The sequence below is a fragment of the Leeuwenhoekiella nanhaiensis genome, from assembly GCF_002744755.1.
Classification (GTDB): domain Bacteria; phylum Bacteroidota; class Bacteroidia; order Flavobacteriales; family Flavobacteriaceae; genus Leeuwenhoekiella; species Leeuwenhoekiella nanhaiensis.
In genome coordinates this window covers 661,776-683,591 of record NZ_KZ319287.1, presented here as the reverse complement: position 1 = coordinate 683,591, position 21,816 = coordinate 661,776, and the positions used below count along the sequence as shown (strand labels likewise).

18 protein-coding genes are annotated in these 21,816 nt (G+C 43.2%); 8 read left to right on the top strand and 10 right to left on the bottom strand.

The window, feature by feature from the left end:
• Nucleotides 1-61 precede the first annotated feature (61 nt).
• The 5 genes from CJ305_RS02995 to arsM are packed head-to-tail and all read left to right on the top strand — an operon-like array spanning nt 62 to nt 7,899.
• A complete protein-coding gene (locus tag CJ305_RS02995) occupies nt 62-3,277 on the top strand; it encodes a SusC/RagA family TonB-linked outer membrane protein (protein ID WP_099644737.1) in 3,216 nt (1,071 codons plus the stop codon).
• Between the two features lie 28 nt (nt 3,278-3,305).
• On the top strand, nt 3,306-4,745 hold the full coding sequence (locus CJ305_RS02990; RefSeq protein WP_099644736.1) for a SusD/RagB family nutrient-binding outer membrane lipoprotein: 1,440 nt from the start codon (nt 3,306-3,308) through the stop codon (nt 4,743-4,745).
• Nucleotides 4,746-4,769: 24 nt separating this feature from the next.
• Nucleotides 4,770-6,095, top strand: coding sequence for a sodium:solute symporter family transporter (locus CJ305_RS02985; RefSeq protein ID WP_394340040.1), 1,326 nt, complete (start codon nt 4,770-4,772; stop codon nt 6,093-6,095).
• Nucleotides 6,077-6,904: a metallophosphoesterase family protein gene (locus tag CJ305_RS02980; protein ID WP_099644734.1), complete on the top strand. Its 828-nt coding sequence runs from the start codon at nt 6,077-6,079 to the stop codon at nt 6,902-6,904. The genes CJ305_RS02985 and CJ305_RS02980 overlap by 19 nt, the downstream gene beginning before the upstream one ends.
• 26 nt (nt 6,905-6,930) lie before the next feature.
• Nucleotides 6,931-7,899: an arsenosugar biosynthesis arsenite methyltransferase ArsM gene (gene arsM / locus CJ305_RS02975; protein WP_099644733.1), complete on the top strand. Its 969-nt coding sequence runs from the start codon at nt 6,931-6,933 to the stop codon at nt 7,897-7,899.
• Nucleotides 7,900-7,973: 74 nt separating this feature from the next.
• Here the strand turns inward: arsM and CJ305_RS02970 are convergent, their stop codons facing one another.
• Complete coding sequence (locus CJ305_RS02970) at nt 7,974-9,452, bottom strand: hypothetical protein (RefSeq protein ID WP_099644732.1); 1,479 nt, start codon at nt 9,450-9,452, stop codon at nt 7,974-7,976.
• Nucleotides 9,453-9,623: 171 nt separating this feature from the next.
• Here CJ305_RS02970 and CJ305_RS02965 point away from each other — a divergent pair, with 171 nt between their 5' ends.
• Nucleotides 9,624-10,085 carry an RNA methyltransferase gene (locus CJ305_RS02965; RefSeq protein WP_099644731.1) on the top strand — a complete coding sequence of 154 codons (462 nt, stop codon included), beginning with the start codon at nt 9,624-9,626 and terminating at the stop codon, nt 10,083-10,085.
• A 65-nt stretch (nt 10,086-10,150) separates the two neighbouring features.
• On the opposite strand, the gene CJ305_RS02960 is transcribed toward CJ305_RS02965, so the two are convergent.
• The 8 genes from CJ305_RS02960 to CJ305_RS02925 form a co-directional block, all read right to left on the bottom strand.
• Nucleotides 10,151-10,783 carry a hypothetical protein gene (locus CJ305_RS02960; protein WP_099644730.1) on the bottom strand — a complete coding sequence of 211 codons (633 nt, stop codon included), beginning with the start codon at nt 10,781-10,783 and terminating at the stop codon, nt 10,151-10,153.
• Between the two features lie 3 nt (nt 10,784-10,786).
• Nucleotides 10,787-11,698: a hypothetical protein gene (locus tag CJ305_RS02955; protein WP_099644729.1), complete on the bottom strand. Its 912-nt coding sequence runs from the start codon at nt 11,696-11,698 to the stop codon at nt 10,787-10,789.
• A 68-nt stretch (nt 11,699-11,766) separates the two neighbouring features.
• Nucleotides 11,767-12,699 carry a GTPase Era gene (era, locus tag CJ305_RS02950; protein WP_099644728.1) on the bottom strand — a complete coding sequence of 311 codons (933 nt, stop codon included), beginning with the start codon at nt 12,697-12,699 and terminating at the stop codon, nt 11,767-11,769.
• Nucleotides 12,700-12,878: 179 nt separating this feature from the next.
• A complete protein-coding gene (locus CJ305_RS02945) occupies nt 12,879-13,628 on the bottom strand; it encodes a head GIN domain-containing protein (protein ID WP_099644897.1) in 750 nt (249 codons plus the stop codon).
• A 116-nt stretch (nt 13,629-13,744) separates the two neighbouring features.
• Nucleotides 13,745-14,959, bottom strand: coding sequence for a tetratricopeptide repeat protein (locus CJ305_RS02940; protein WP_099644727.1), 1,215 nt, complete (start codon nt 14,957-14,959; stop codon nt 13,745-13,747).
• Between the two features lie 2 nt (nt 14,960-14,961).
• The gene (locus CJ305_RS02935; RefSeq protein WP_099644726.1) at nt 14,962-16,440 is read right to left on the bottom strand and encodes a M56 family metallopeptidase; all 1,479 of its coding nucleotides are present in this window, start codon (nt 16,438-16,440) and stop codon (nt 14,962-14,964) included.
• A 2-nt stretch (nt 16,441-16,442) separates the two neighbouring features.
• Nucleotides 16,443-16,805, bottom strand: coding sequence for a BlaI/MecI/CopY family transcriptional regulator (locus CJ305_RS02930; RefSeq protein WP_099644725.1), 363 nt, complete (start codon nt 16,803-16,805; stop codon nt 16,443-16,445).
• A gap of 163 nt (nt 16,806-16,968) precedes the next feature.
• A complete protein-coding gene (locus tag CJ305_RS02925; RefSeq protein WP_099644724.1) occupies nt 16,969-17,766 on the bottom strand; it encodes a DUF2797 domain-containing protein in 798 nt (265 codons plus the stop codon).
• Nucleotides 17,767-17,864: 98 nt separating this feature from the next.
• Between CJ305_RS02925 and CJ305_RS02920 the strand changes: the two genes are divergently transcribed.
• Together CJ305_RS02920 and CJ305_RS02915 are read left to right on the top strand one after the other, a co-directional pair.
• A complete protein-coding gene (locus CJ305_RS02920; protein WP_099644723.1) occupies nt 17,865-19,406 on the top strand; it encodes a GH3 auxin-responsive promoter family protein in 1,542 nt (513 codons plus the stop codon).
• A gap of 117 nt (nt 19,407-19,523) precedes the next feature.
• A complete protein-coding gene (locus CJ305_RS02915; protein ID WP_189319367.1) occupies nt 19,524-20,453 on the top strand; it encodes a TolB-like translocation protein in 930 nt (309 codons plus the stop codon).
• Nucleotides 20,454-20,518: 65 nt separating this feature from the next.
• Here CJ305_RS02915 and clpX read toward each other — a convergent pair whose 3' ends face one another.
• The gene (gene clpX / locus CJ305_RS02910) at nt 20,519-21,751 is read right to left on the bottom strand and encodes an ATP-dependent Clp protease ATP-binding subunit ClpX (RefSeq protein ID WP_099644721.1); all 1,233 of its coding nucleotides are present in this window, start codon (nt 21,749-21,751) and stop codon (nt 20,519-20,521) included.
• Nucleotides 21,752-21,816 lie beyond the last annotated feature (65 nt).

The following is a 21,816-nucleotide window of genomic DNA, read 5'->3' as shown; positions in this document are numbered from 1 at the left end:
CGCTATTTCAAGCAGGGCTTCCTCACCGAAGCCTCACAAGTACTAATCCTACCTTTATTTAATGAAACACCTTTATTTTGGGCTTATGCTCTTGCTTTGTGCATTTGCAAACGGCCAGACTCTAATTTCGGGTACCGTAACCACTTCTAGTGACGGTTCTACGGTCCCTTTTGTAAATGTTGTCGCGGTAGATGCCGATGCCAACACCATCACAGATGAAAATGGTTATTACAGCTTAAGCCTTTCTGCAAAAGCGACCCAATTGCGCTTTTCGGCAATTGGTTTTATCACGCAAACCGCCGCAATAAATGGGCAGCAAACCATCAATATCGTTTTGCAGGAATCTACTACAGATCTTGATGAAGTCGTAATCACGGCCTTGGGACTGGAGCGCGAAACCAAAGAACTGGGCTATGTGGTTCAAACCATTGAAGCCGAAGAAGTATCAGCTGTAAAAGCGCCCAACTTTCTGGATAATCTCGCGGGAAAACTGGCCGGGGTTACCGTATCGCAAGGTGCCACCGGTGTAGGATCTTCCTCTAAGATTACCATTCGCGGGGAGGCTTCCTTTTCCAACAACAATCCGCTGTTTATCGTAGACGGAACGCCCATCAATAACAACACGGTTTTCAACAACACCAATGAAGCCGCTGCCGGTTTTCAGGAAGTAGATTTTGGTAACGGTGCGATGGAAGTCAATCCCGATGATATCGCTTCGGTAAGTGTATTGAAAGGTCCCAGTGCCGCCGCCCTTTACGGAACCCGGGCGTCAAATGGTGTGATCATAATCGAAACCAAAAACGGAAGCCAAAGCAAGGGTTTAGGAATCAGCGTAAATACTTCTGTGTTTTTAGATACGCCTTTTAAACTGCCTGAATTTCAAAATCAATACGGGCAGGGCAACTCGGGACAATTTGAGTTCGTTGACGGTTTAGGTGGCGGTGTTAACGACCTCATCACCTATTCCTGGGGTCCGCGTTTAGATCAGGGCACCCTCATTGCTCAATTTGATTCTCCGGTTACCTTGCCAGACGGGAGCGTGGTACGCGGGGGCGACACAGCGCTTTATGACGGACTTCCCATCACCCCTACTCCATTTAATTCGCACCCAGACAATCTGAAAGACTTTTACCAAACCGGAGTCACTACCATCAACAACGTAGCCATTGGCAGCGGTTTTGAAAAAGGCAATTACCGCCTTTCCTTTACCGATTTGCGCAGCGAAGCCATCATTCCCGGAGTGAATCTCGACCGCCAGACGGTGGCCGCCAAACTCAACTTTAAGCCTACCGATAAGACCCGCTTCAATGCGACCATCAATTATGTGAATTCGGGCAGTGACAACCGCCCGTCTAATGGGTATGGAAGCGAAAACGTCAATTATTCGCTTGTCGCCTGGGGTCCGCGCTCTCTGGATATGAACAGCCTGCGCCGCTACTGGCAACCGGGACTTGAGGGTGTGCAACAGTTTTCATTTAACTACACCTATTTTGACAATCCGTTTTTCATTATGTATGAAAACCGCAACTCTTTCAATCGGGATCGTGTTTTTGGAAACCTGTCGCTTAAGCACCAGTTTACCGAAAATCTAAGCCTTGCCGTACGCAGCGGGATGGATTACTCTTCCGAAACCCGCCAACTGCGTCGCGCTTTCAGTTCTAACCGTTTTAAAAACGGGGGTTATGCCGAGCACGATGTGTTGTACAGAGAGGTAAATACCGATTTCCTTTTGAATTACAACAAGATTTTTGGTGACCTATCTGTAGATATTTCGCTGGGCGGAAACCGACTCGATCAAAAAGCCTCAACCAAACAAAGTCAGACCGTAAACCTCGCACAACCCGGCATTTTTAACCTCAACAACGCGGCTTCTCCCATCGATGTGTTTCAGTTTGAATCACGCAAGCGCATCAATTCGTTTTACGGCATAGCCAAACTGGGTTACCGCGATTTTCTGTTTCTCGACATCACCGGGCGTAACGACTGGTCAAGCGCGCTTGCCACACCCTTTTCGGTAGATGAGACTTCATTTTTCTATCCTTCGGCTTCTGCGAGTTTTATACTCTCTGAAGTGGCAAAGCTTCCGGAAACCTTCTCGTATGTGCAACTGCGCGCCAGCGTGGCTCAGGTGGGTAACGATACCCAGCCTTATCAAACCAGCGGCGCTTTCATTTCGCAGACCCCTTACAACGGGCAGCCTACCTTCAGCAATCAAAATTTTATTCCGAATGCAAACCTCAAACCGGAACAAACCACTTCGTACGAAGTAGGCGCTGATATTCGGTTTTTAAAAGACCGCATCAGGCTTGACGCGACTTATTACAACAACCTGACTCAAGATCAGATCATCTCGCTTCCTATTGCGATTTCTTCGGGATACAACCAGCAGGTCGTAAATGGTGGCGAGGTACGCACCCGCGGAGTCGAACTCATTCTTAACGCCACGCCAGTATTGAACTCAAACTTTAAATGGAACACCACTTTTAACTTCAGCACTTCCCGTTCTGAGGTTGAAAGCCTGCCGCAGGCAGACGGGCGTTTGACTTTGGCTTACAGCCGAATCTACGACAGCGCCAATCAAACCGTGTGGTTTCAGGTGGAAGAAGGTGGAAGAATAGGCGATATCTACGGTACCGGTTACCGAAAGACCGAAAATGGCCAGTTTATTCTCACACCTTCCGGAAGCTATATCGCAGACAACACTTTAAAAAAACTGGGCAATTACAACCCCGATTTTATGCTGGGCTGGAACAGTGATTTCACTTACAAAAACTGGAACCTGAGTTTCCTGTTTGACTGGCGTCAGGGAGGCGAACTCGTCTCGCGAACACGTGCTCTGGGGACTGTGGGCGGTCAGCTTGCCGAGACGGCAAACCGTCCCGAAGAAGGAATCGTACCGCAAGGCGTTGTGAATACCGGCACCGCAGAAAATCCGCAGTACGTGCCCAACACCACCGCGGTTTCGGCAGAAACCTACTACCGCCAGTTTTACGACCGTAACCATGAGGAAAACAACATTTATAACGCGTCTTTCCTGAAGTTGCGCCAATTTTCAGTAGGCTACACTTTTGATCTGAAAGACGGGTTTCTGGGTCTTGCTAACGGCATGAACATCAACCTGGCGCTGGTAGGCCGCAATCTGTTTGCGATTTCGGAGATTCCGCATTTTGACCCGGAACAACTTGCGGTACAGGGCAACACTTTTGTAAGCGGGGTTGAAGATATGAGTTATGCCACCAGCCGCAGCATCGGCTTAAAAGCGGGCTTTAATTTTTAAGGCCTGAAGGATCAAAAACATTTAGAAGATGAAAAAACTATACAGCATATTGATTCTGGGTCTGACGCTTTTTACAGCCTGCACCACAGATTTTGAAGACCTCAACACCAACCCCAACGCGCCGGTAAACGTGCAGCCGGGCTTGCTATTGCGGCAGGTGATTTATGATTTTGGCGAACAAATGAGCTACGAGGGTTTTGCCGCCGGTGATTTACTGTCGCAGCATCGCACCGCGCTCGATTTTAACCTGTTTGACCGTCACGCGCTGAAGTCGCCTCAACTGGGTGGCAATCCCTGGCCGGTTTTTTACACCAATTTGCGGGATAATGAGATTTTACTCAAACAGGCTCAAAATGTGGAAACCTTTAAAGTTTATGAAGGTCCGGCCCTGATTTTAAAAGCCTACATGGCTCAGGGACTTACCGATTTATTTGGCGACGTACCTTATTTTGAAGCTTTCAACGGCATTGACGGGACGGTTACTGCTGCCTACGACGCACAGGAAGACATCTATCTCGCCGAAGGCGGAATTCTGGACAATCTGGACAAAGGTATCGCTGCTCTTGAAGCCTATCAGGGAGCGGTTGCTTTAGAAGGCGACCTGTTGTTTTCAGGAAATCTGGAAAACTGGGTGCAATTTGCAAATTCCCTAAAGCTGAAAGCCCTGATGCGTATTTCCGGGCGTGAAGATGTGGCGGCTCAAATCGCGGCCATTTACGCCGAAGGAAACTTTATCGCGAGCAATGCAGACAATGCTACGTTTGACTTTACGGCAAGTGCTCCAAATAGCTTCCGCTTTGCGCAATTACGGGCAGGAGATTTTAACAACTTTGTGCTTTCAGAAACTATGGAAGACATTTTAAAAGAATTGAATGACGATCGCATCGCGGTATTCTTCCGTCCGTTTGCAAATTCGACTTCCGGAGATTTCAACGGCTTGATCAATGGCATCAATGCCTCCCAAACCTCCATTGAACCGGCAAACTTTTCGCTTGCGGGAACCCTTTTCAGAGAAAATACAGCAGACCTCAACGCCAACTTTATGACGGCCTGGGAAACCCATTTTATTTTGGCCGAAGCAGCCGCAAAAGGCTATATTAATGCCGATGGAGCAAACCTGTACAACACCGGCGTGACGCAGGCTTTTGAATACTGGCTTACCGACTTGCCTGCAAATTACCTTGCGGGATCAGCGGCTTACAACGCTCCCGGAACGACTCCGGTGCAGCAAATCATCACCCAAAAGTGGATCGCCAATATCATAAACGGCTATGAAGGTTGGGTTGAATGGCGCCGCACGGGCTTCCCGGCTTTTAAACCGGTTGCTGCCAGTCTCAACGACGGCAAAATCCCGGTGCGTATGCCTTACCCGGCAGAAGAAGAAGCATTGAACGCAGATAATTACCGGCAGGCGGCGCAGGCCACAAATGGTAACAGTCTGGACACCCCCGTATGGTGGGATAACTAAAAAACTAAGAATTTGAGTACACTAATGTGGCAATGGGTTTTGATTATCGGGTCAAGTTTGATCCTGTTTTTACTGTCCCCGCTTGCCAAATCGACTGATGATTTTTTTAAGGCGACCCATCGCAATAAAGTGCCTAATGTGTTTATGCTTACCGGGAGCCTCGTCATCTCGTGGATTTTTGCCAAGAGCATTACCAATGCTGCAAACCTGGGCCTTGAGTTTGGGATCGTAGGCGGAGTCGCTTATGCAGGCTACTACCTATCCTTTGCTGTTGCCGGCATACTCATCTATTTTATGCGTAAAAAAGGAGGCTTTACAAGTCTGCATCAGTTTTTAACCACCCGGTTTGGAAAAAACGCGATGCGTATCTTTTCGATCCTCATCGCTATACGCCTGTTTAATGAGGTTTGGAGCAACACTATGGTTATAGGCAGCTATTTTGGCACCGTTGACTCCGAAGCCTACTACGCAGCCATCATCGTCTTTAGTTTGCTTACGCTGGCGTACTCACTAAAAGGCGGACTCAGCAGTTCGATTTTTACCGACGTGATCCAAATGGGGCTTTTTAGCATTTTACTGTTTGTGGTGTTATCAAACATCTACTCGGTTCCCGGTTTTACCGTGAGCCAAACGGTCAATAGCGGAATCTGGAGTTTTGAAACGGGTCTAAACCTGCTTTTTGCGGCCCTGATTCAGTCGTTTAGTTACCCCTTTCACGATCCCGTATTGACCGACCGTGCTTTTTTGAGTTCGCCGCGGGTAACCCTCAAAAGTTTTCTCTGGGCCAGCGTTTTGGGCGGTGCCTGCATCATACTTTTCAGTATCGTGGGCGTGTATGCTCAGGCCATGGGAATGCAGGGCCAGGCAGCAGTTGAAGTAGGCAAAGCCTTTGGTACCGTGATTTTACTCATCATCAATTTTATTATGATTACATCGGCAGCTTCTACGCTAGATTCCACGTTTTCGTCCTTCTCAAAACTGGTTGCGGTTGATTTGAATTGGGGCGAAAGCATCACGCTGGGACGTATCGCTATGGGCGTTTTGGTCATTTTGGGAACCATCCCCATTTTTTTAGATGCCAAAATCCTGTCGGCAACCACCATCTCGGGGACTATGGTTATTGGCCTGACACCGGTATTTTTATTTTGGAAACTGCCCGCGCCTAAAATCAGTTTTTACCTGAGTGTGGGTTGTGGACTCCTGTTTGGTTTTCTCCTGCTGTTTGACCTCATCCCAAAAAGCTGGATTCTTACCCAGGGAAATTATGCCGATTTGCTTTGGGTTAATGTCTGGGGAATCGCTTCTTGTTTAATTGTATATCTCATACCTTCATGGATAAAGCTGTGGTAGATCTGGGTTCGCTATACGGAAAAGTGCTGCTTTTTGGAGGCGTCTACAGCAATTTGCAGGCGCTGGAAAAGCTGAAGAGTATTGCCGAAAAACAAGGCATTCCTCCTGAAAATTGCATCTGTACCGGAGACATCGTGGGCTATTGCGGCCAGCCGGAAGAAGTGGTACAGCTCTTTAAAATCTGGGGTGCCCGAAGCATTCTGGGAAATGTGGAAATTCAGCTTCGGGACGGCGCTGAAGATTGCGGTTGTGATTTTAGAAAGGGTTCGCGTTGCGACGGGTTTAGCCAGATGTGGTTTCCGTATGCACAGAGTAAACTCAGCAAATCTTCGCTGGAATTTATTTCGGAATTGCCTGATCACCTCACATTCCGCTTTGCGGAAAAAGAAATCTTTGTGGTGCACGGCGATTACTTCAATGTTTCGGAATTTGTCTATAAGTCAACTCCCTGGGAGAAAAAGCAGGCAAATTTTGATGCCCTCCAAACCGATGTGATCATCGCCGGGCATTGTGGTTTACCATTTAACCAGGAGCACGATGATAAGCTTTGGATCAATCCGGGTGTGATTGGGATGCCGGCCAATGACGGGCAGCCGCACGTATGGTACGCCCTTTTAGAAGAACAAAACGGAAGCTTCGGCTTTACGCATCACACGATGCAGTACAATCATAAACTCGCCAACGCACACATGCAAAACGAGTTTCTGCCGCAGGAATACGCCCGAACCCTGATCACCGGAATTTGGGATAACACCGAGATCCTTCCGCCCTATGAAAGCGGGTTACAGGGTTTTGGCATTCAACTTTAAAAAATACAAATCAAAAAAAAGGAACTATGAGCTACTTAGAAACCACCAAGAATGTATATCGCGATGCGGCTTTAACGCCCGATGTAGGACTTTGCTGCACAACCAATCCCATCTGGGAATTGCCGGGTCTGAAAATCCCGAAAATCATGCAGGAAATGAATTACGGCTGCGGCAGCACCGTAAACGCACGCGACCTGACTAACAATCCGCGGGTGCTGTATGTAGGCGTTGGCGGCGGCATGGAGCTGCTGCAATTTGCCTATTTCTCGCGCCAGAAAAGCGGTGTGGTGGGCGTTGATGTGGTAGATGAAATGCTTGAAGCTTCACGTAAAAATTTTATAGAAGCCGAAGCGCAAAATCCCTGGTTTAAAAGTGAGTTTGTAGACCTTAAAAAGGGAGATGCCTTAAACCTGCCGGTTGAGGATAACAGTATCGACGTGGCCGCTCAAAACTGCCTGTTCAATATTTTTAAAGCCGAAGATTTAAAGAAGGCAATCGCCGAAATGTACCGGGTGCTGAAACCTCACGGAAGACTGGTAATGAGCGATCCTACCTGCGAGCAGGAAATGAACGAAACGCTGCGTAATGACGAGCGTTTGCGTGCGCTCTGCCTCAGCGGAAGCCTTCCGATTAGCGAGTATGTAAAAGCCCTTACCGATGCCGGTTTTGGAACTATCGAAATCCGTGCACGCAAGCCCTACCGCATTCTCGACCCGAAAAACTATCCTACAGACGAACTCATCTATATCGAATCTATTGAGGTAGCCGCCATCAAAGATCCTATGCCCGAAGATGGCCCGTGTATTTTTACCGGAAAAGCCGCGATTTATTACGGTTCTGAAAATCATTTTGATGACAAAAAAGGCCATGTATTACTGAAAAATCAGCCGCTGGCTGTATGTGATAAAACCGCAGGAGCCTTAAAGGCTTTAGGTCGTGACGATATTTTTATCAGCGAAAGCACCTTTCATTATGATGGTGGTGGATGCTGCTAACCGCGGGCCGGCTTGCAGCCGGATGCAAAAATAAAAAAAGCCCTGCAGTGCGGGGCTTTTTTTATTCTATCTTGTTACCTCAGCATCATAAACTGACGTTCCCGGCCACCGCCGCTCATCATGAGGAACGTTCCGTTTTCATAAGTCCCGTTTGCAGGGAAGTATTTGGTATTTCCTTTATTATCCTGAATCTTGTTATACGAAACTTCTCCGTCCGGGCTGTATTCAAAATCATACAGAGCAGTAGATTCAAAAAATCCTTTTGAGGCTTTGGTACGCCCGTCTTCCTTTTCCGTCAGGCTTTTCCCGGAGTTCAATAAAATATGCAGAGTATCGTCTTTTAAAAAGGCGTTGTAAGAAGGAAAGGCGTCCTTTTTAAAGATGCTTCTGCCCCAGGCCAGTTCACCCTGAGCATTGTATTTCAATAAAATAATATCATCATAGTGTGGTATTGTCGTCATTCCGTAGGTACTGTAAACCACCGTCACGTAAAATTCTTCCGCAACAAGATACACATTACCTTTACTGTCGGTAAGAATATGGTCTAATGTAAAATTAGACAGTTCAGAATCAGCTTTCTCTTTACCGCGATCGTTTCCATACAAATCTTCAAATACACTCACCGGGAGCGGATTTGCCTGTTTGCCGGTTACGGCTAGCGTTTGTTTGTCAACAACAAATTTGCAACTGCCCTTTAAACGTCTCACTTTATCTTCAGAATAGAAGCCATACAAATTGAGTTTATCTCCGCCATCGGTAAGGTTAAGCGATTGTACGAACTCATTTTCTAAGCCAATCAGCGTCTGTGTGTTTTCACCCTCGGTCACTTTATTTAGCATAAAGTCGTAGTTCGCTTTCTTTTTCTTCTTCTCGGCACGCCCCTCTTTAAAGAGTTTACCTACTACAAAAACTTCAGCATCATTTGTGATAAAAATATCGTTGGGTTCAAAATAACGTTCACCACCATCCTGATACGCCTTTTGAAACTTCAGGCTTAAATCCTGTGCGTCAAAAACACGAACGGTATATTGATTGGAATTTTTATTAAAATCATCGGTAGCAACCGCAAAATACCGGGAATCCTCAGATATGGCAATACTGGTTTGACGCTTACGGCTGAGGAAAAACAGATCTTCATTGCGATCAACCTGAGCAGTAAAAAGTGGTGTTTTGGTTACACTGCGATTGGCGAGATCAAAGCTGTAACACGAGACTTCCCGATCTTCACGGCTTACCTCATTTACCGTAATTACTTTTATGATAGTTCCGCCAAAAACCTGCCCGATAAATTTTTCCTTACGATCAATATCTACTAGTTCTGAAAAAACTCGCTTTTGGTTTTCATCAAAAATCTCAAATGCCAGATCGCGCTTACCTTCACGCACGATACCGGTTTGATTCTCTGGAGTGGTTTTTAAAGCAACGACCTCATAGGTATTGCTGTCATCTTCAAAAGGAGCACTCTCAGCAACCTTGAGGGAAGACGTTTTTTCAGTTTGGGAAAAGCCGAAAGAAGTGGCTAAAAGCAATCCCAAAAGGATCATTTTTTTCATAGCAGGAGAAATCTTAATATAAAGTTAATTCCTTGCAATAGTAGTTAATTGTTTGAAATAAAAAAACAGTTGAAATAGGATAAGACTCTTCTATCGTAGCAGCTTTGTTTTGATACTTGAAATTTTACCAAATTATTCTATTTTGAGAGCCAATTACCTAATAGTCGCAAAATGAAACGAAAATGGAAGATGAGTGAAGAAAGCTATTTTGGCATTGGTATTTTCAGGCCAAAAACTGAAGAAAATGTCGGTTCTTTATGGAGAACTGCTTTCGTCTTTGGAGCTCAATTCATTTTTGTTATTGATTCTAAATATCAAAAGAAAAGCAGTGACGTGTTAAAGGTTTGGTCACGGATCCCGTTATTCCAGTATAAAACAATTGAAGCTTTTCTGGAAACCGTTCCCTATAGCTGTAAAATAATAGGTGTTGAATTAGACGAAATGGCTACGCCTATCCAAAATTTTGTTCATCCGCAAAGAGCAGTCTATTTACTTGGTTCTGAAGATCACGGCTTAACCAAAGAGCTGAAAAATAAATGTAATGAGATGGTTCAGCTGCCCGGTGAAAGTTCGTTAAACGTAGCCGCTGCCGGAAGTATAGTTATTTTCGACAGAATCAATAAGTTAACTTAAACTCTTTAACTAAGAAGGCCACGCAGTGCGGGGCCTTCTTAGTTGTATTTTGATAGGAATTAAAGTTAGTAATTTTTTAAATACTCTAGCGTTTCATCTTTTTTTGAATCAATTTGAAATTTTCTTATAGGCAAATTTTTGAAATACGCCGAACATAACATTTCCAAAGGTGATATACGCCTATGAGATTCACTTATGTCATCAATCTCTAAACCGTTTCTCTTTGCATAATTTTTTAAATAATTTTCTGATGGATAACCAGATTTTTCCCACTCCTGGTAATATAAATAATCTTCTTCAAGATATCCTTTAAGAAGATTCAGACAAAATCCTGAACAAGTCATCCTTTCTTTTATAGCTTTTTCTGAAAAATGATTGCCATTTTGGTCATAATATTCTCCAGAGTAAAAATAGCCATAGGAAGGATTTGCGTTTTTCATCACATTTTTACACATGACAATAAATGAAGGAATTAAAGCCGTAGGAATAGTGTCAGTTATTTTGTGAAAACAAGTTTCATCGTAAATGTCATCAAAGAGTATTTCTTTACCTGTATAATGAATATGTTCAATAACAGTATCAAACTTTACAACTATGACAGCATGATAAGGGGTTTTGTTTTCATCAATATAGGTGCCAATAGCCACAAAGTTCTCTTTGATATCTTTTTCCGTTAAAGTATTTATTATATCAAACAAACTTTAAATCTTATCAAGTGTATGTTCAAAATGGGTCAAAAGATTAGATCTATAATCTTTAATTTCCTCATTATTTTTTAAGCTCTTGGTTAAGATCAATAACGTCTTAAATTCATTAATATCATTAAAAATTGAATCGTAAGATTTTAATAGAACTTTCAAATCCTTTATTCTAGATGTCGACGCATCTATAAATTCATAAATCAAGTCTAACCTTCTAAAGATATCTGTTTCTTTATTCAATTTTTTTATGAAAGGTCTAAAACGTGCCTCCTGACCATCTTCAAAAACTGTTAAATGAGTATAAGATGTTTTTTCATTATCCTCTTCAGAAAATTTCTTTAATACAAGGCAGGAAATATTCTTATATAAATAATCTTTTAATTCATCAACGTCAAGAATATTACATTCAACTTTAAGCCGATTATTAAAGCCAAAATCAAAATGATAATTTGGATCATTACCACCTATCGAGTTAAAGAAGCCCGATACAATTGCCAATTCTTTTTCATATTGACTATTGCTCCTCTTTTTGGTTATTTTTTTGGCTTTTTTAATTCTCTCATCAAGCTTAAAATCTGCATATTTAAACTGATATTTGAAAACCTGATTTTGAATCTCTCTTTGAATATTTCTAAGGTTTGAAGTGATGACTTCATCATTAGATTCCCCACTTATAGCCTGATCAATAGACTTATATATGTTTTCAATGGCAGATGTAGAACCATTAACAGAAGAATATGCTGATCCTTTTTTGATTGTAAAAGTCACATCCTTAGTAATATTTTCTGCGATATTCTTTAAAGAAGTGGTCACCAAAAGAAAAGACTCTAAAGCTTGTAATGACATATTTTGGAGATCAACTTGATCATCTCCAACATATTCTAGCTTTATTTCGATTCTTTCCTTTGACATTGAAGTAAATGTATCATTTATTTCTGAATTCTAATATAAACTAATATTATGATCCTGTGGCGCTGCCACTATTTCCCATTATACCCAAAGCGACGCAATTCGCGCTCACTACTTCTCCAGTTTTTATTGACTTTTACGTAGAGTTCCAGATGCACCTGCTTGCCAAAGAATATTTCGAGATCCTTTCGGGCTTCGATGCCTACGCGTTTTAGGGCTGCACCTTTATGGCCGATGATGATGCCCTTCTGGCTGTCACGCTCTACCATAATGATGCTGCGCATCCGGATAATGTTATCCTCTTCAAAAAATTCTTCGGTATCAATCTCTACCGAATACGGAATTTCCTTTTTGTAGTGCATCAAAATCTTTTCGCGAATGATTTCATTTACAAAAAAGCGTTCGGGCTTATCGGTAAGGGCATCTTTAGGATAAAAGGGCGGAGAAACCGGTAAAGCCTCGAGAATACGATTAAATACTTCGGTCACCCCAAAATTCTCCAGTGCTGAAATCGCGAAAATCTCCGCATTAGGCACCTGCTCCTGCCAGTGTTTGCGGCTGGCTTCGAGCAATTCTTCATTACCCTGATCGATCTTGTTGATCAACAGTAGAACCGGAATATCGGTATTGCGTATTTTCTTAAAAAACTCCTCGTCTTTGAGTTCCTTTTCGCCCAACTCAACCATGTACAGCAAAACATCAGCATCTTCAAAGGCAGACTTTACAAAGTCCATCATCGAGGCCTGCAACTCGTACGCAGGCTTGATGATACCGGGCGTATCGCTTAAAATCACCTGAAAATCATCACCGTTTACGATACCTAAAATACGGTGTCTGGTGGTTTGGGCTTTTGAGGTAATGATAGAAAGCCGCTCACCTACCAGCGCATTCATCAGGGTTGATTTTCCCACGTTGGGGTTACCAATAATGTTGACAAAACCGGCTTTATGCGGTTTGTTTTCGGCAGATTCGGGCTGTAACGGATTGTTATGTTGAGATTCCAAGCAACTTAAGTTTTAATATAGGTTGCAAAGATACGGTTAAAAATCAGGGAATGGGATTTCCGTCTTGGCGTTAGTGAGATTTCCGCCTTCGCGGAATTAAGACCCCTCCGTTTTCAGCAAAGCTGAAAACACCTCCCCTTTTTAAGGGGAGGAGCTTATGAGTGAGTAAAATGATTTTCCTACTGAAAAATCAAGCGTCCGGTATAGGTCTCTTCAACCTCAACGACAGGTGGACGGTTGACGGAGATCAGGTCGCCTGTGCTGAGCACCCTGCCACGCAAAGCCTGAATGGGATTTACAATCACTTTGTTGGTTCCGCGGTGAAATACTTCTAGGTTTTGAACTTCAAAATCGGCGCCTTCAAAGCGAATATCGCCTTCCAGAAATTCGAGATTGGCATTTTCGGCTTTGCCGGAAAGGAAAAAATTAGAGAGTCCGTTTGCTGTGATGTTTAGCGTGTTTACATCAAGCTCCAATCTGAAATCCCCGTCTTTATGATAAAGATCTTCTTCCTCCAGATCCTCGCTGGTGAGTGTGAGCGAATTGAAGTTGAGAACACCCTCACTTTGCACCTCGTAGCCCGAAGCATTGCGGATTTCAGTAAGATTAGGAGTAGTCACCACAACCTTGCTGATGTTATAATCGCGTACCAGGTTACAGCCGTTGTCGTTAAACAACGTTAGCACTCCGTCTGAAACGCTGATTTCAATATCGTTTACCAGGTTTTCGCCGGTCTCTAAAACTACTTTTTGCTCGGCGCCCTGTTTGACGATGAGTTGCAGTCGCTCTTCGACTACGATTTTGGTAAAATTCTCAAGGGTGTATTCGATAGCAACCGGCTCTCCGGGGGACTGAAAGCAGTTTAAGCCCTTGTCTGAATCGCAGGAAAGTAACAGGAAAAAAGTAACCAGAAGTAAATAATTTTTCAAAGCCAATTTTAATAAAGGCTAAAAGTAAGCAACTGCTGCAAGTATTGTTATGTTATTGCTATTATTATTTGAGGGATTTAAAAACACCTCGACTGCGCTCGATGTGACGGTGTTTATTATTGCTCCTCGCCGTCTGCCATAAAAATCTCGCGATTGAGTTTGTCGCGACGTTCGCGGGCGAGGCGCAATACCGGGTCGTATTTGGCATACTCGCCATCGCTGTATTTCTTTATAAAATCTTCATAGAGCTTTAAGACTGCACGCCGGTCTTCGTAATAATTATCTGCTACGATGACTTTGGTGTATTCGGCATTTTTATGATCCGGGTTTTCTTCCAAAGCACGATTGGCATATTTCATCGCGTTTTTCCAGTCTTTTTTCATCTCATAAGTGCGGGAAAGGGTGTAGTATTCCTCTTCAATCGACTGGTCTTTATAAAGCACTGCCAGCAATCCATGCATTTCTGCAGCTTCCAAATCTTCAACGTGATTGTATAGCTTGGCGAGCGTGGCGTGGAGGTAATCATCTTCAGGTGAAAAATCTAAAGCTTCCAGATATTGTTCGATTGATTTCTCGTACATCCGGTCTTTGTAATACGAATTCCCCAGTTTCTCGTGAATGAATTGCGTGCTTTGACCCAGTTCGATTAATCGTTCAAACCAGGTAATCGCCTCTTCATTCCAGCCTTTGTAATAATAACTCTGCGCCAGTGTACTGATGATTTCCACATTGGTAGGATAGCTTTCCAGAGCTTTAAAGGCTAATTTTTCAACCATAGGATACTCCTTCCGCTTTAAATAAAAAACGGCTAGTTCACCTAATGCTTTCTGATGGGTACTGTCTAATGCAACGGCTTTCTTATAATCCAATATATGCGGAATAATTCTTTGTGCTGAAGTCGTGGTAGAATCGGTTGCGTCTATTCTGATATTACGAGGGATCATTTCTTTTGCTCTTCCGCGCTGGTAATAGAAATCGGGATTGGTTTGATAGACGTTGATCAATTCGGTAAAAACCGAATCGGCCTCTTTGAATTTACGCTTGGTTATGAGCAGTTTACCATATTCATTCATCGCAATGACTTCATCGGTACCGGTTGCGGCCTGCGCATAGTAATTGAGAGCATCATCAAGTGTCCCTTTTGCCTGATGCGCGCGCGCGAGTTTAAGGTAGACAGAAGTGTCTTTATTATCCAGGCTTTCATATTCGGCTATGGCCTCGCTGTAGTTACCCACAGCATACAGGCTGTCTGCAACGACCGAGGCCGAAACAGCTTGTGCTTCGGCCCGGCTGGCTAGTATTAAAAAAATAAATAGATAAAGTTTATGCATATTTAGTTTGTCTGAAAAACAATAGGAAGTGAATACAATACATTTACAGCATCTCCACGTTGTTTCCCCGGAGTCATGTTGGGTAACATACTCACGACACGAATAGCTTCTTCCTCCAATTTTGGATGTAAAGCACGAGAAGCTATATCGGTAACTCGACCATTTTTATCAATTTTAAAACGTACATAAATACGATTGATACCTGTAAGGCCTAATTCTTCACCCAAACTTGTATTGAAATTCTTATTCACGAACTGAGAAACCAAATTAGACATACACTCCTTTTTAGCTTCTTGACCGTAAGATTCGCAACCTGGAAAAATAGGTACTTCATCGACAACGGCAAAAGGCACGTCATTTATAACCTCCTGACTTTTAGTCTCCACGACTTCTATTATTTCCACTTCTTCACCTACAGGTGCCTCATCTAAAGCTACACTATATGGTTTTGGTGGAGGTGGAGGTGGAGGCACAAGACCATCCATTTTCCTATTAGCCTTATCTAATAATTTACCCACCATAGCCCTTTCTTCAGAACTTATCTCATCTTTTGAGTCAATTGTAGCTTCTAGATCTGCGATCTGCTCCTCCAGACTTAGCGCACTCTCATTTTCGGCTAGACCGTTATCATCGGTACAACCCACATAGGTGAGAATACCGGCGATAAGGGGGAGCAGGAAGAGATACTTCCATTTTGCATTGCTTTTTGATTGTTTTTGTAACATAACGATTCGTTTTTTGATTAATGAATGATTGAAAAAAGTATTGATGAATGAAATCTGTTGCGTACCGAAAGCGGTATTGAGCAACTGATTATAATAGGATTTAATTTCGGTTTTACGCAGTGCGTGGGCATCTGCAATGTACTCGTGCAGCTCGGCTACTTTGTTTTGATAAACGTACACCAGCGGATTAAACCAGAATACTACGCGCAGTACTTCAAACAGCATCAGGTCAAGCCCATGCCAATGCTTCAGGTGCACCTCCTCGTGCGCCAAAATATGCCGGCGTGCTTCGGCGTTGATTTTTTCACCCAGAAAAATGGTTCCTAAAAAGGTAAAAGCGGCATCGCTATTTGGAATTTCGATAATGTTCGTTCCGCTTTCCGAAGGCTTTTTAAATCGGAAATAGCGCTTGATATCCAGGTATTTGCGAAATAGCATTCCGGTACTGAAAAACACTCCGGCTGCGTAAATAAGCCAGTATATACTCCAGTCGGTTTGTGTTTCAGCGGCTACCGGAGTTGCCTGCGGTGCCGCGGCATTGATCACCACTTCAGGCAAAAATGTAATGTTTTCGCGAAGCGGAATTTGATTTTGAAAGATTTCAAACTGCATAAACGGCAGGGCAAAAGCCACCAGCGCACTACCTATTAAATAGGCGCGATTGACGTTGAAAAAGGTTTCTTTGCGCAACCAAAACTGGTACACCGCCAAAAACAACGCCTGAATCACAAAAACTTCGAGTAGATACCGTACCATAATTAATCGTCTTTTTTATTGATTTCCTTTAAAATAGATTCGAGTTCGCTGGCACTCATCTCTTTTTTCTTGACGAAAAAGGAGACCATGCTTTTAAAACTCCCGTTGAAGTAATCGTTGACCATTTTTGACATCGAAGCGCTGCTGTAGTCTGACTTGGCCACGAGTGGAAAGTAGATGTGCCCCCTGCCCTGTTTTTTATAGCCTACAAATTCTTTGGTCTCCAGAATACGCACAATGGTAGATACGGTGTTGTAAGCCGGCTTCGGCTCGGGCATTTCCTCCAGAATGCTTGCCACATTGCCTTCTCCCAAATCCCATAGGATTTGCATGATTTCTTCTTCTGCTTTGGTAAGTTGTTTCATAATTTCTAACTAGTTAGGGATTAGTTTTTTGTTCCTGAACACTTCAAATATAACTAAAATATTAGTTTAACTAACGAATTAGTTTAAAAAATTTGAAAAAAGTTCGTCTGAGACTTTAAATTAGTCCAAAAAAATGAAATACAAAGGCTTTGGCTATGGGCTTTTAGGCGGAAACAGAGATGCTCACCACGTAACCTTCAGAATTGCGCACATTAAAGACGGTCCCATCCTCAAAAAGTAGGTATTGGCCTTTTATACCCTTAAGCACGCCCTGATACTCGGGTGTTTTTTCCAGATTCAGGCTTTTCAATTTGGTGGGATACTGCAACACCGGAAACTCAATATTGGTTTCTGAGTTACTAGCGATAAAATATTCTAACGCCTCCTCAGGAATATATTGCTTTAGCGCATCGCGTGTGGCGACCAGATCTTCGTCTTCAATATCATTAGTAAGCATCTTGCGCCAGTTGGTCTTATCTGCGATATGGTCTTTTAAGGCAACTTCAGTGATGCCGGCGAGATAACGATTAGGCACCTCAACGATTTCTATGGCCTCGTGCGCACCCTGATCAATCCAACGCGTGGGAACCTGAGTTTTACGGGTTACTCCTACTTTGATGTTGCTCGAGTTGGCCAGGTATACAATATGTGGCTGCAGTTGAACCTTCTTCTCATAGTCGAGATCGCGGTCTTCTTCATCGAGATGGGCCTTGCTCAGTTCGGGCTTCATAATCCAGTCGGCAGCCTGTGGCACTTTATAGAAATCTTCGTAGCAATACCCCTGGCGGTAGATTTTTTTATTCAACCCACAGGCGAGACACTGGTATTTTAAGAATTCAATACGTATTTCTTTGTCTAAAAGCTGATTAACGTGAATAAAATCATTTTCAAAAACCAGATAATATTGCACGGGATGATCAAGCTCGGTTTGCATCTTGGTAAGTACGCCCTGGTATTGCATAAATTTGAGTGATGTTGAAGATTTCAGTTAAAAAAAAGCTAATTTTAAACGCTCTTTTTTACCGATTTTAGAATTAAAAGCTCAAATATACTAACAAAATGCCGATACCCTTAGTCAATTCCATCGCCAGCTGGTTCCTAAAAAAAAGGATTCATCAGATGGAGTTGTTTTTGAAGTATCCGCACGATGTACAGCACGAGCTTTTGCACAAGCTTATTCAAAAAGCTAGAAATACCGAAATCGGAAAACAATACGGTTTTAAAGAAATACGCTCCTACCGGGATTTTGCAGACCGGGTACCGGTTACCAATTACGAGCAGGTAAGCGACATGATTGAGCGCGGCCGTCAGGGCGAAAGCAACATCTTTTGGCCCTCTCCGGTAAAACTTTTTGCGCAAAGCAGCGGCACCACCAATGCCAAGAGTAAATACATCCCAGTAAGTCCCGAAGCACTTGAAGATTGCCACTATGCTGCCAGTAAAGATTTGCTCTGCGTGTACCTCAACAACAATCCCGACTCGCAACTATTTACAGGAAAAAGTCTGCGACTGGGCGGCAGCAAACGTTTGTATGAGAGCAACGGCACTTCGTATGGGGATCTCTCGGCTATCTTAATAGACAATATGCCCTTCTGGGCCGAATTTAGCAGCACTCCCGGCAACGAGGTATCGCTGATGAGTGATTGGGAAGTCAAGATGAAAGCCATCGTGCAGGAAACCATTCAGGAAAACGTAACCAGCCTCGCTGGAGTACCTTCTTGGATGCTGGTTTTGCTTAATAATATTTTAGAAACCACCGGCAAAAAACAACTCTTTGAAATCTGGCCAAATCTGGAAGTCTACTTTCACGGCGGTGTAAGTTTTGAACCCTATCGCGAGCAGTATCAAAAAATTCTGCCCAGACACCATTTTAAGTATTACGAGATTTATAATGCTTCAGAAGGTTTCTTTGCTATTCAGGATCGAAACGGTTCAAGCGACCTCCTCCTGATGCTGGACTATGGTATCTTTTACGAGTTTATCCCAATGGACGCCTACGGGCAGCCTGAACAAAAAATCATTTCGCTCTCAGAAGTTGAAGTAGGTAAAAACTATGCCATCGTCATCACCACAAATTCCGGACTTTGGCGGTATAAAGTAGGTGATACCATTCGCTTCACCTCAATAAACCCGTATCGCATTCGTGTAAGCGGGCGTACCAAGCATCACATCAATGCCTTTGGCGAAGAGTTGATTATCGAAAATGCCGAGCAGGCACTTAAAAAGGCAACCGCGCTAACCCATTCTGAAATTGTAGATTATACCGCCGGCCCCATTTTTATGGAAGGCAGAGAAAAGGGTGCTCACGAATGGTTTATAGAATTTAAGGTACTGCCCCACAATAAAACCGAGTTTGAAAACGTATTTGACAAAGCGCTACAGGAAATCAATAGCGATTATGAAGCAAAGCGGAAAAATAACATGACCCTGAATCCCCCAAAAATTCATTTCGCCCGAACAGACTTATTCTACGACTGGTTAAAATCAAAAAACAAGCTGGGTGGCCAGCATAAGGTTCCCCGCCTGAGCAACAGCCGCGAAATGCTTGAAGAATTGTATGTGTTAAACCAGGTAGGATCGCAAACCAATATGAACACCTAAAACCTTTCAACGAATTTTAAAACCCTTAAACTAAAATATTAGTGTATGTCCCCCCTATCCCCTAGCTTGGACGTAACAAATCAAAACTCACATTACTTTTACTCAAAGTTACTCGCTTTGACTCTGGCAGTAATCCTCAACTCAGGATTACTGCCGGCACAAAGCAAACTACGTGATCACGATTTAGCTTTACGCAACGAAACCCCCACACCTTCTGATTTTGACAAGCTTCCTTCTGTATATTTCTATACCGAAGAACTGCCTTTTAATACTACGGCTCAGGAATATGCCACAGGTTTTTATGACAACAACTTAATTGTCGTTTCAAACCGAAAAGTCAATTCAGCAAAAAGAAGCCTTTTTGATCAGAGTGAATTCAAATTACTCGGATTCAGAAAAAAATCGCACCTCTGGGAACAGCCGCATTTGCTACCCGGTATCTTTACAGGAACAGAAAATCATGGTGGCCTCACCTTTTCATTAGATCTGAAACGGGTGTATTACACCAAAGCAAAAGAGAACTCCATGTCCCTTGAACTTTATACGGCAGAGCGCGGTTCAAAGCTGAGTCATTTATGGCGCAATCCCAAAAAAGTACTCGCTGTTGAAGCCCCTTATTCTATTGAAAACCCCTGGCTTAACTCTGATGGCGATCTGCTTTATTTTGCAAGCAACAAGCCCGGTGGCTTTGGAGGTTACGATATTTACGTTGCCCGTGTATACGCTGACGGAAGCCTGGGAAGTCCTAAAAATCTGGGATCTCAGGTCAATACGGCAGCAGATGAAAATTTTCCCAGCCTCAACGATTATGGTAGTCAAATGTATTTCGCTTCAAACAACACCCGGGGCTTCGGCGGTTTTGATTTGTACCTTTGCTATACCAATCAGGGAGATTATAGCAAGCCTCAAAATTTAGGAAGGTCTATAAATAGTGCAGCAAATGAAGTGGGCCTAATTCCTGCTTCAGAATCTTCCGGATTTTTCAGTTCAGATAAAGATGCACTGGGTCAAAAAGCACTCAATATTTACAGTTACCAAATCCGCTGAAATAGGATCAAAAAAAGCCCGGTAAATCAAATTTACCGGGCTTTTTCTATTTTATAACATGCGGTTTAAGAAACTGCTTTAAGCTTTTTTATCGTTGACTTTTCAAGCTTAAACTCAGCGTATTCCTTATCTACCTTAAATTCCGAAACATCTGAACTGGGAAGCTCAAACATAGCATCGGTAAAAATAGCTTCACATAAGGAACGTAATCCGCGGGCTCCTAGCTTGTATTCAATAGCTTTTTGAACGATATAATCTAAAGCTTCCGGAGTGATTTCAAATTCGATATCGTCCATATCAAAAAGCTTTTCGTATTGCTTAATGATTGCGTTTTTAGGCTCGGTTAAGATAGCTCTTAAGGTAGCTGCATCTAAGGGATCCATATGCGTCAAGACCGGTAAACGACCAATGATTTCAGGAATCAGTCCAAAATCTTTCAGGTCTTTTGGTATGATGTACTTAAGCAAATTATCGCGCTCAATAACCTCATCGCTCATACTGGCGCTAAACCCTACTGCCTGCATATTGAGACGCTTGCTGATCACGCGATCAATACCGTCAAAAGCACCACCGGCAATAAACAGGATATGCTCGGTATTGACTTCGATAAATTTCTGATCCGGATGCTTTCGCCCTCCTTTTGGCGGAACGTTTACCGTAGTACCTTCAAGCAATTTCAATAAAGCCTGTTGAACACCTTCTCCACTCACGTCACGGGTTATCGATGGATTGTCGCTCTTACGGGCGATTTTATCAATTTCATCAATAAATACAATACCGCGCTCGGCCTTTTCCAGATTGTAATCGGCAGCCTGAAGCAAACGTGTCAAAATACTTTCTACATCTTCACCCACGTAACCAGCTTCGGTCAACACGGTCGCGTCTACAATAGCCAGAGGCACATTAAGCATACGGGCAATGGTTTTTGCCATAAGGGTTTTACCCGTACCGGTTTGCCCTACCATTACGATATTACTCTTTTGAATGTCAATATCATCTTCAGTATCAGGTTGCAGCAAGCGCTTGTAGTGGTTGTATACCGCTACTGACATCACTTTTTTGGTAAAATCTTGCCCGATGATGTACTCATCTAAAAAGCTTTTAATCTCCTTGGGCTTTTTAAGCGTCAGGTCGCTGTTCAGGTTGTTTTTGTTGATGTCCTTTGCTTCTTCAAGCACAATGCCATGAGCCTGCTCAATACAACGGTCGCAAATGTGCGCATCAAGACCTGCTATAAGCAAATTGGTCTCGGGCTTTTTACGACCACAAAAGGAACATTCTAATTCTTCTTTCGCCATAATTCAATCATTTTGATCTTAAAGCAGTGCTTTAAAACCGTATTTACAGGCTTTGCCTGCTATTT

Bases quoted from the DNA above. Each gene is read 5' to 3' on its own strand.
- CJ305_RS02995 (WP_099644737.1), top strand. From the start codon at position 62: ATGAAACACCTTTATTTTGGGCTTATGCTCTTGCTTTGTGCATTTGCA.
- CJ305_RS02990 (WP_099644736.1), top strand. From the start codon at position 3,306: ATGAAAAAACTATACAGCATATTGATTCTGGGTCTGACGCTTTTTACA.
- CJ305_RS02985 (WP_394340040.1), top strand. From the start codon at position 4,770: ATGTGGCAATGGGTTTTGATTATCGGGTCAAGTTTGATCCTGTTTTTA.
- CJ305_RS02980 (WP_099644734.1), top strand. From the start codon at position 6,077: ATGGATAAAGCTGTGGTAGATCTGGGTTCGCTATACGGAAAAGTGCTG.
- arsM (WP_099644733.1), top strand. From the start codon at position 6,931: ATGAGCTACTTAGAAACCACCAAGAATGTATATCGCGATGCGGCTTTA.
- CJ305_RS02970 (WP_099644732.1), bottom strand. From the start codon at position 9,452: ATGAAAAAAATGATCCTTTTGGGATTGCTTTTAGCCACTTCTTTCGGC.
- CJ305_RS02965 (WP_099644731.1), top strand. From the start codon at position 9,624: ATGAAACGAAAATGGAAGATGAGTGAAGAAAGCTATTTTGGCATTGGT.
- CJ305_RS02955 (WP_099644729.1), bottom strand. From the start codon at position 11,698: ATGTCAAAGGAAAGAATCGAAATAAAGCTAGAATATGTTGGAGATGAT.
- CJ305_RS02940 (WP_099644727.1), bottom strand. From the start codon at position 14,959: ATGCATAAACTTTATCTATTTATTTTTTTAATACTAGCCAGCCGGGCC.
- CJ305_RS02935 (WP_099644726.1), bottom strand. From the start codon at position 16,440: ATGGTACGGTATCTACTCGAAGTTTTTGTGATTCAGGCGTTGTTTTTG.
- CJ305_RS02930 (WP_099644725.1), bottom strand. From the start codon at position 16,805: ATGAAACAACTTACCAAAGCAGAAGAAGAAATCATGCAAATCCTATGG.
- CJ305_RS02925 (WP_099644724.1), bottom strand. From the start codon at position 17,766: ATGCAATACCAGGGCGTACTTACCAAGATGCAAACCGAGCTTGATCAT.
- CJ305_RS02920 (WP_099644723.1), top strand. From the start codon at position 17,865: ATGCCGATACCCTTAGTCAATTCCATCGCCAGCTGGTTCCTAAAAAAA.
- clpX (WP_099644721.1), bottom strand. From the start codon at position 21,751: ATGGCGAAAGAAGAATTAGAATGTTCCTTTTGTGGTCGTAAAAAGCCC.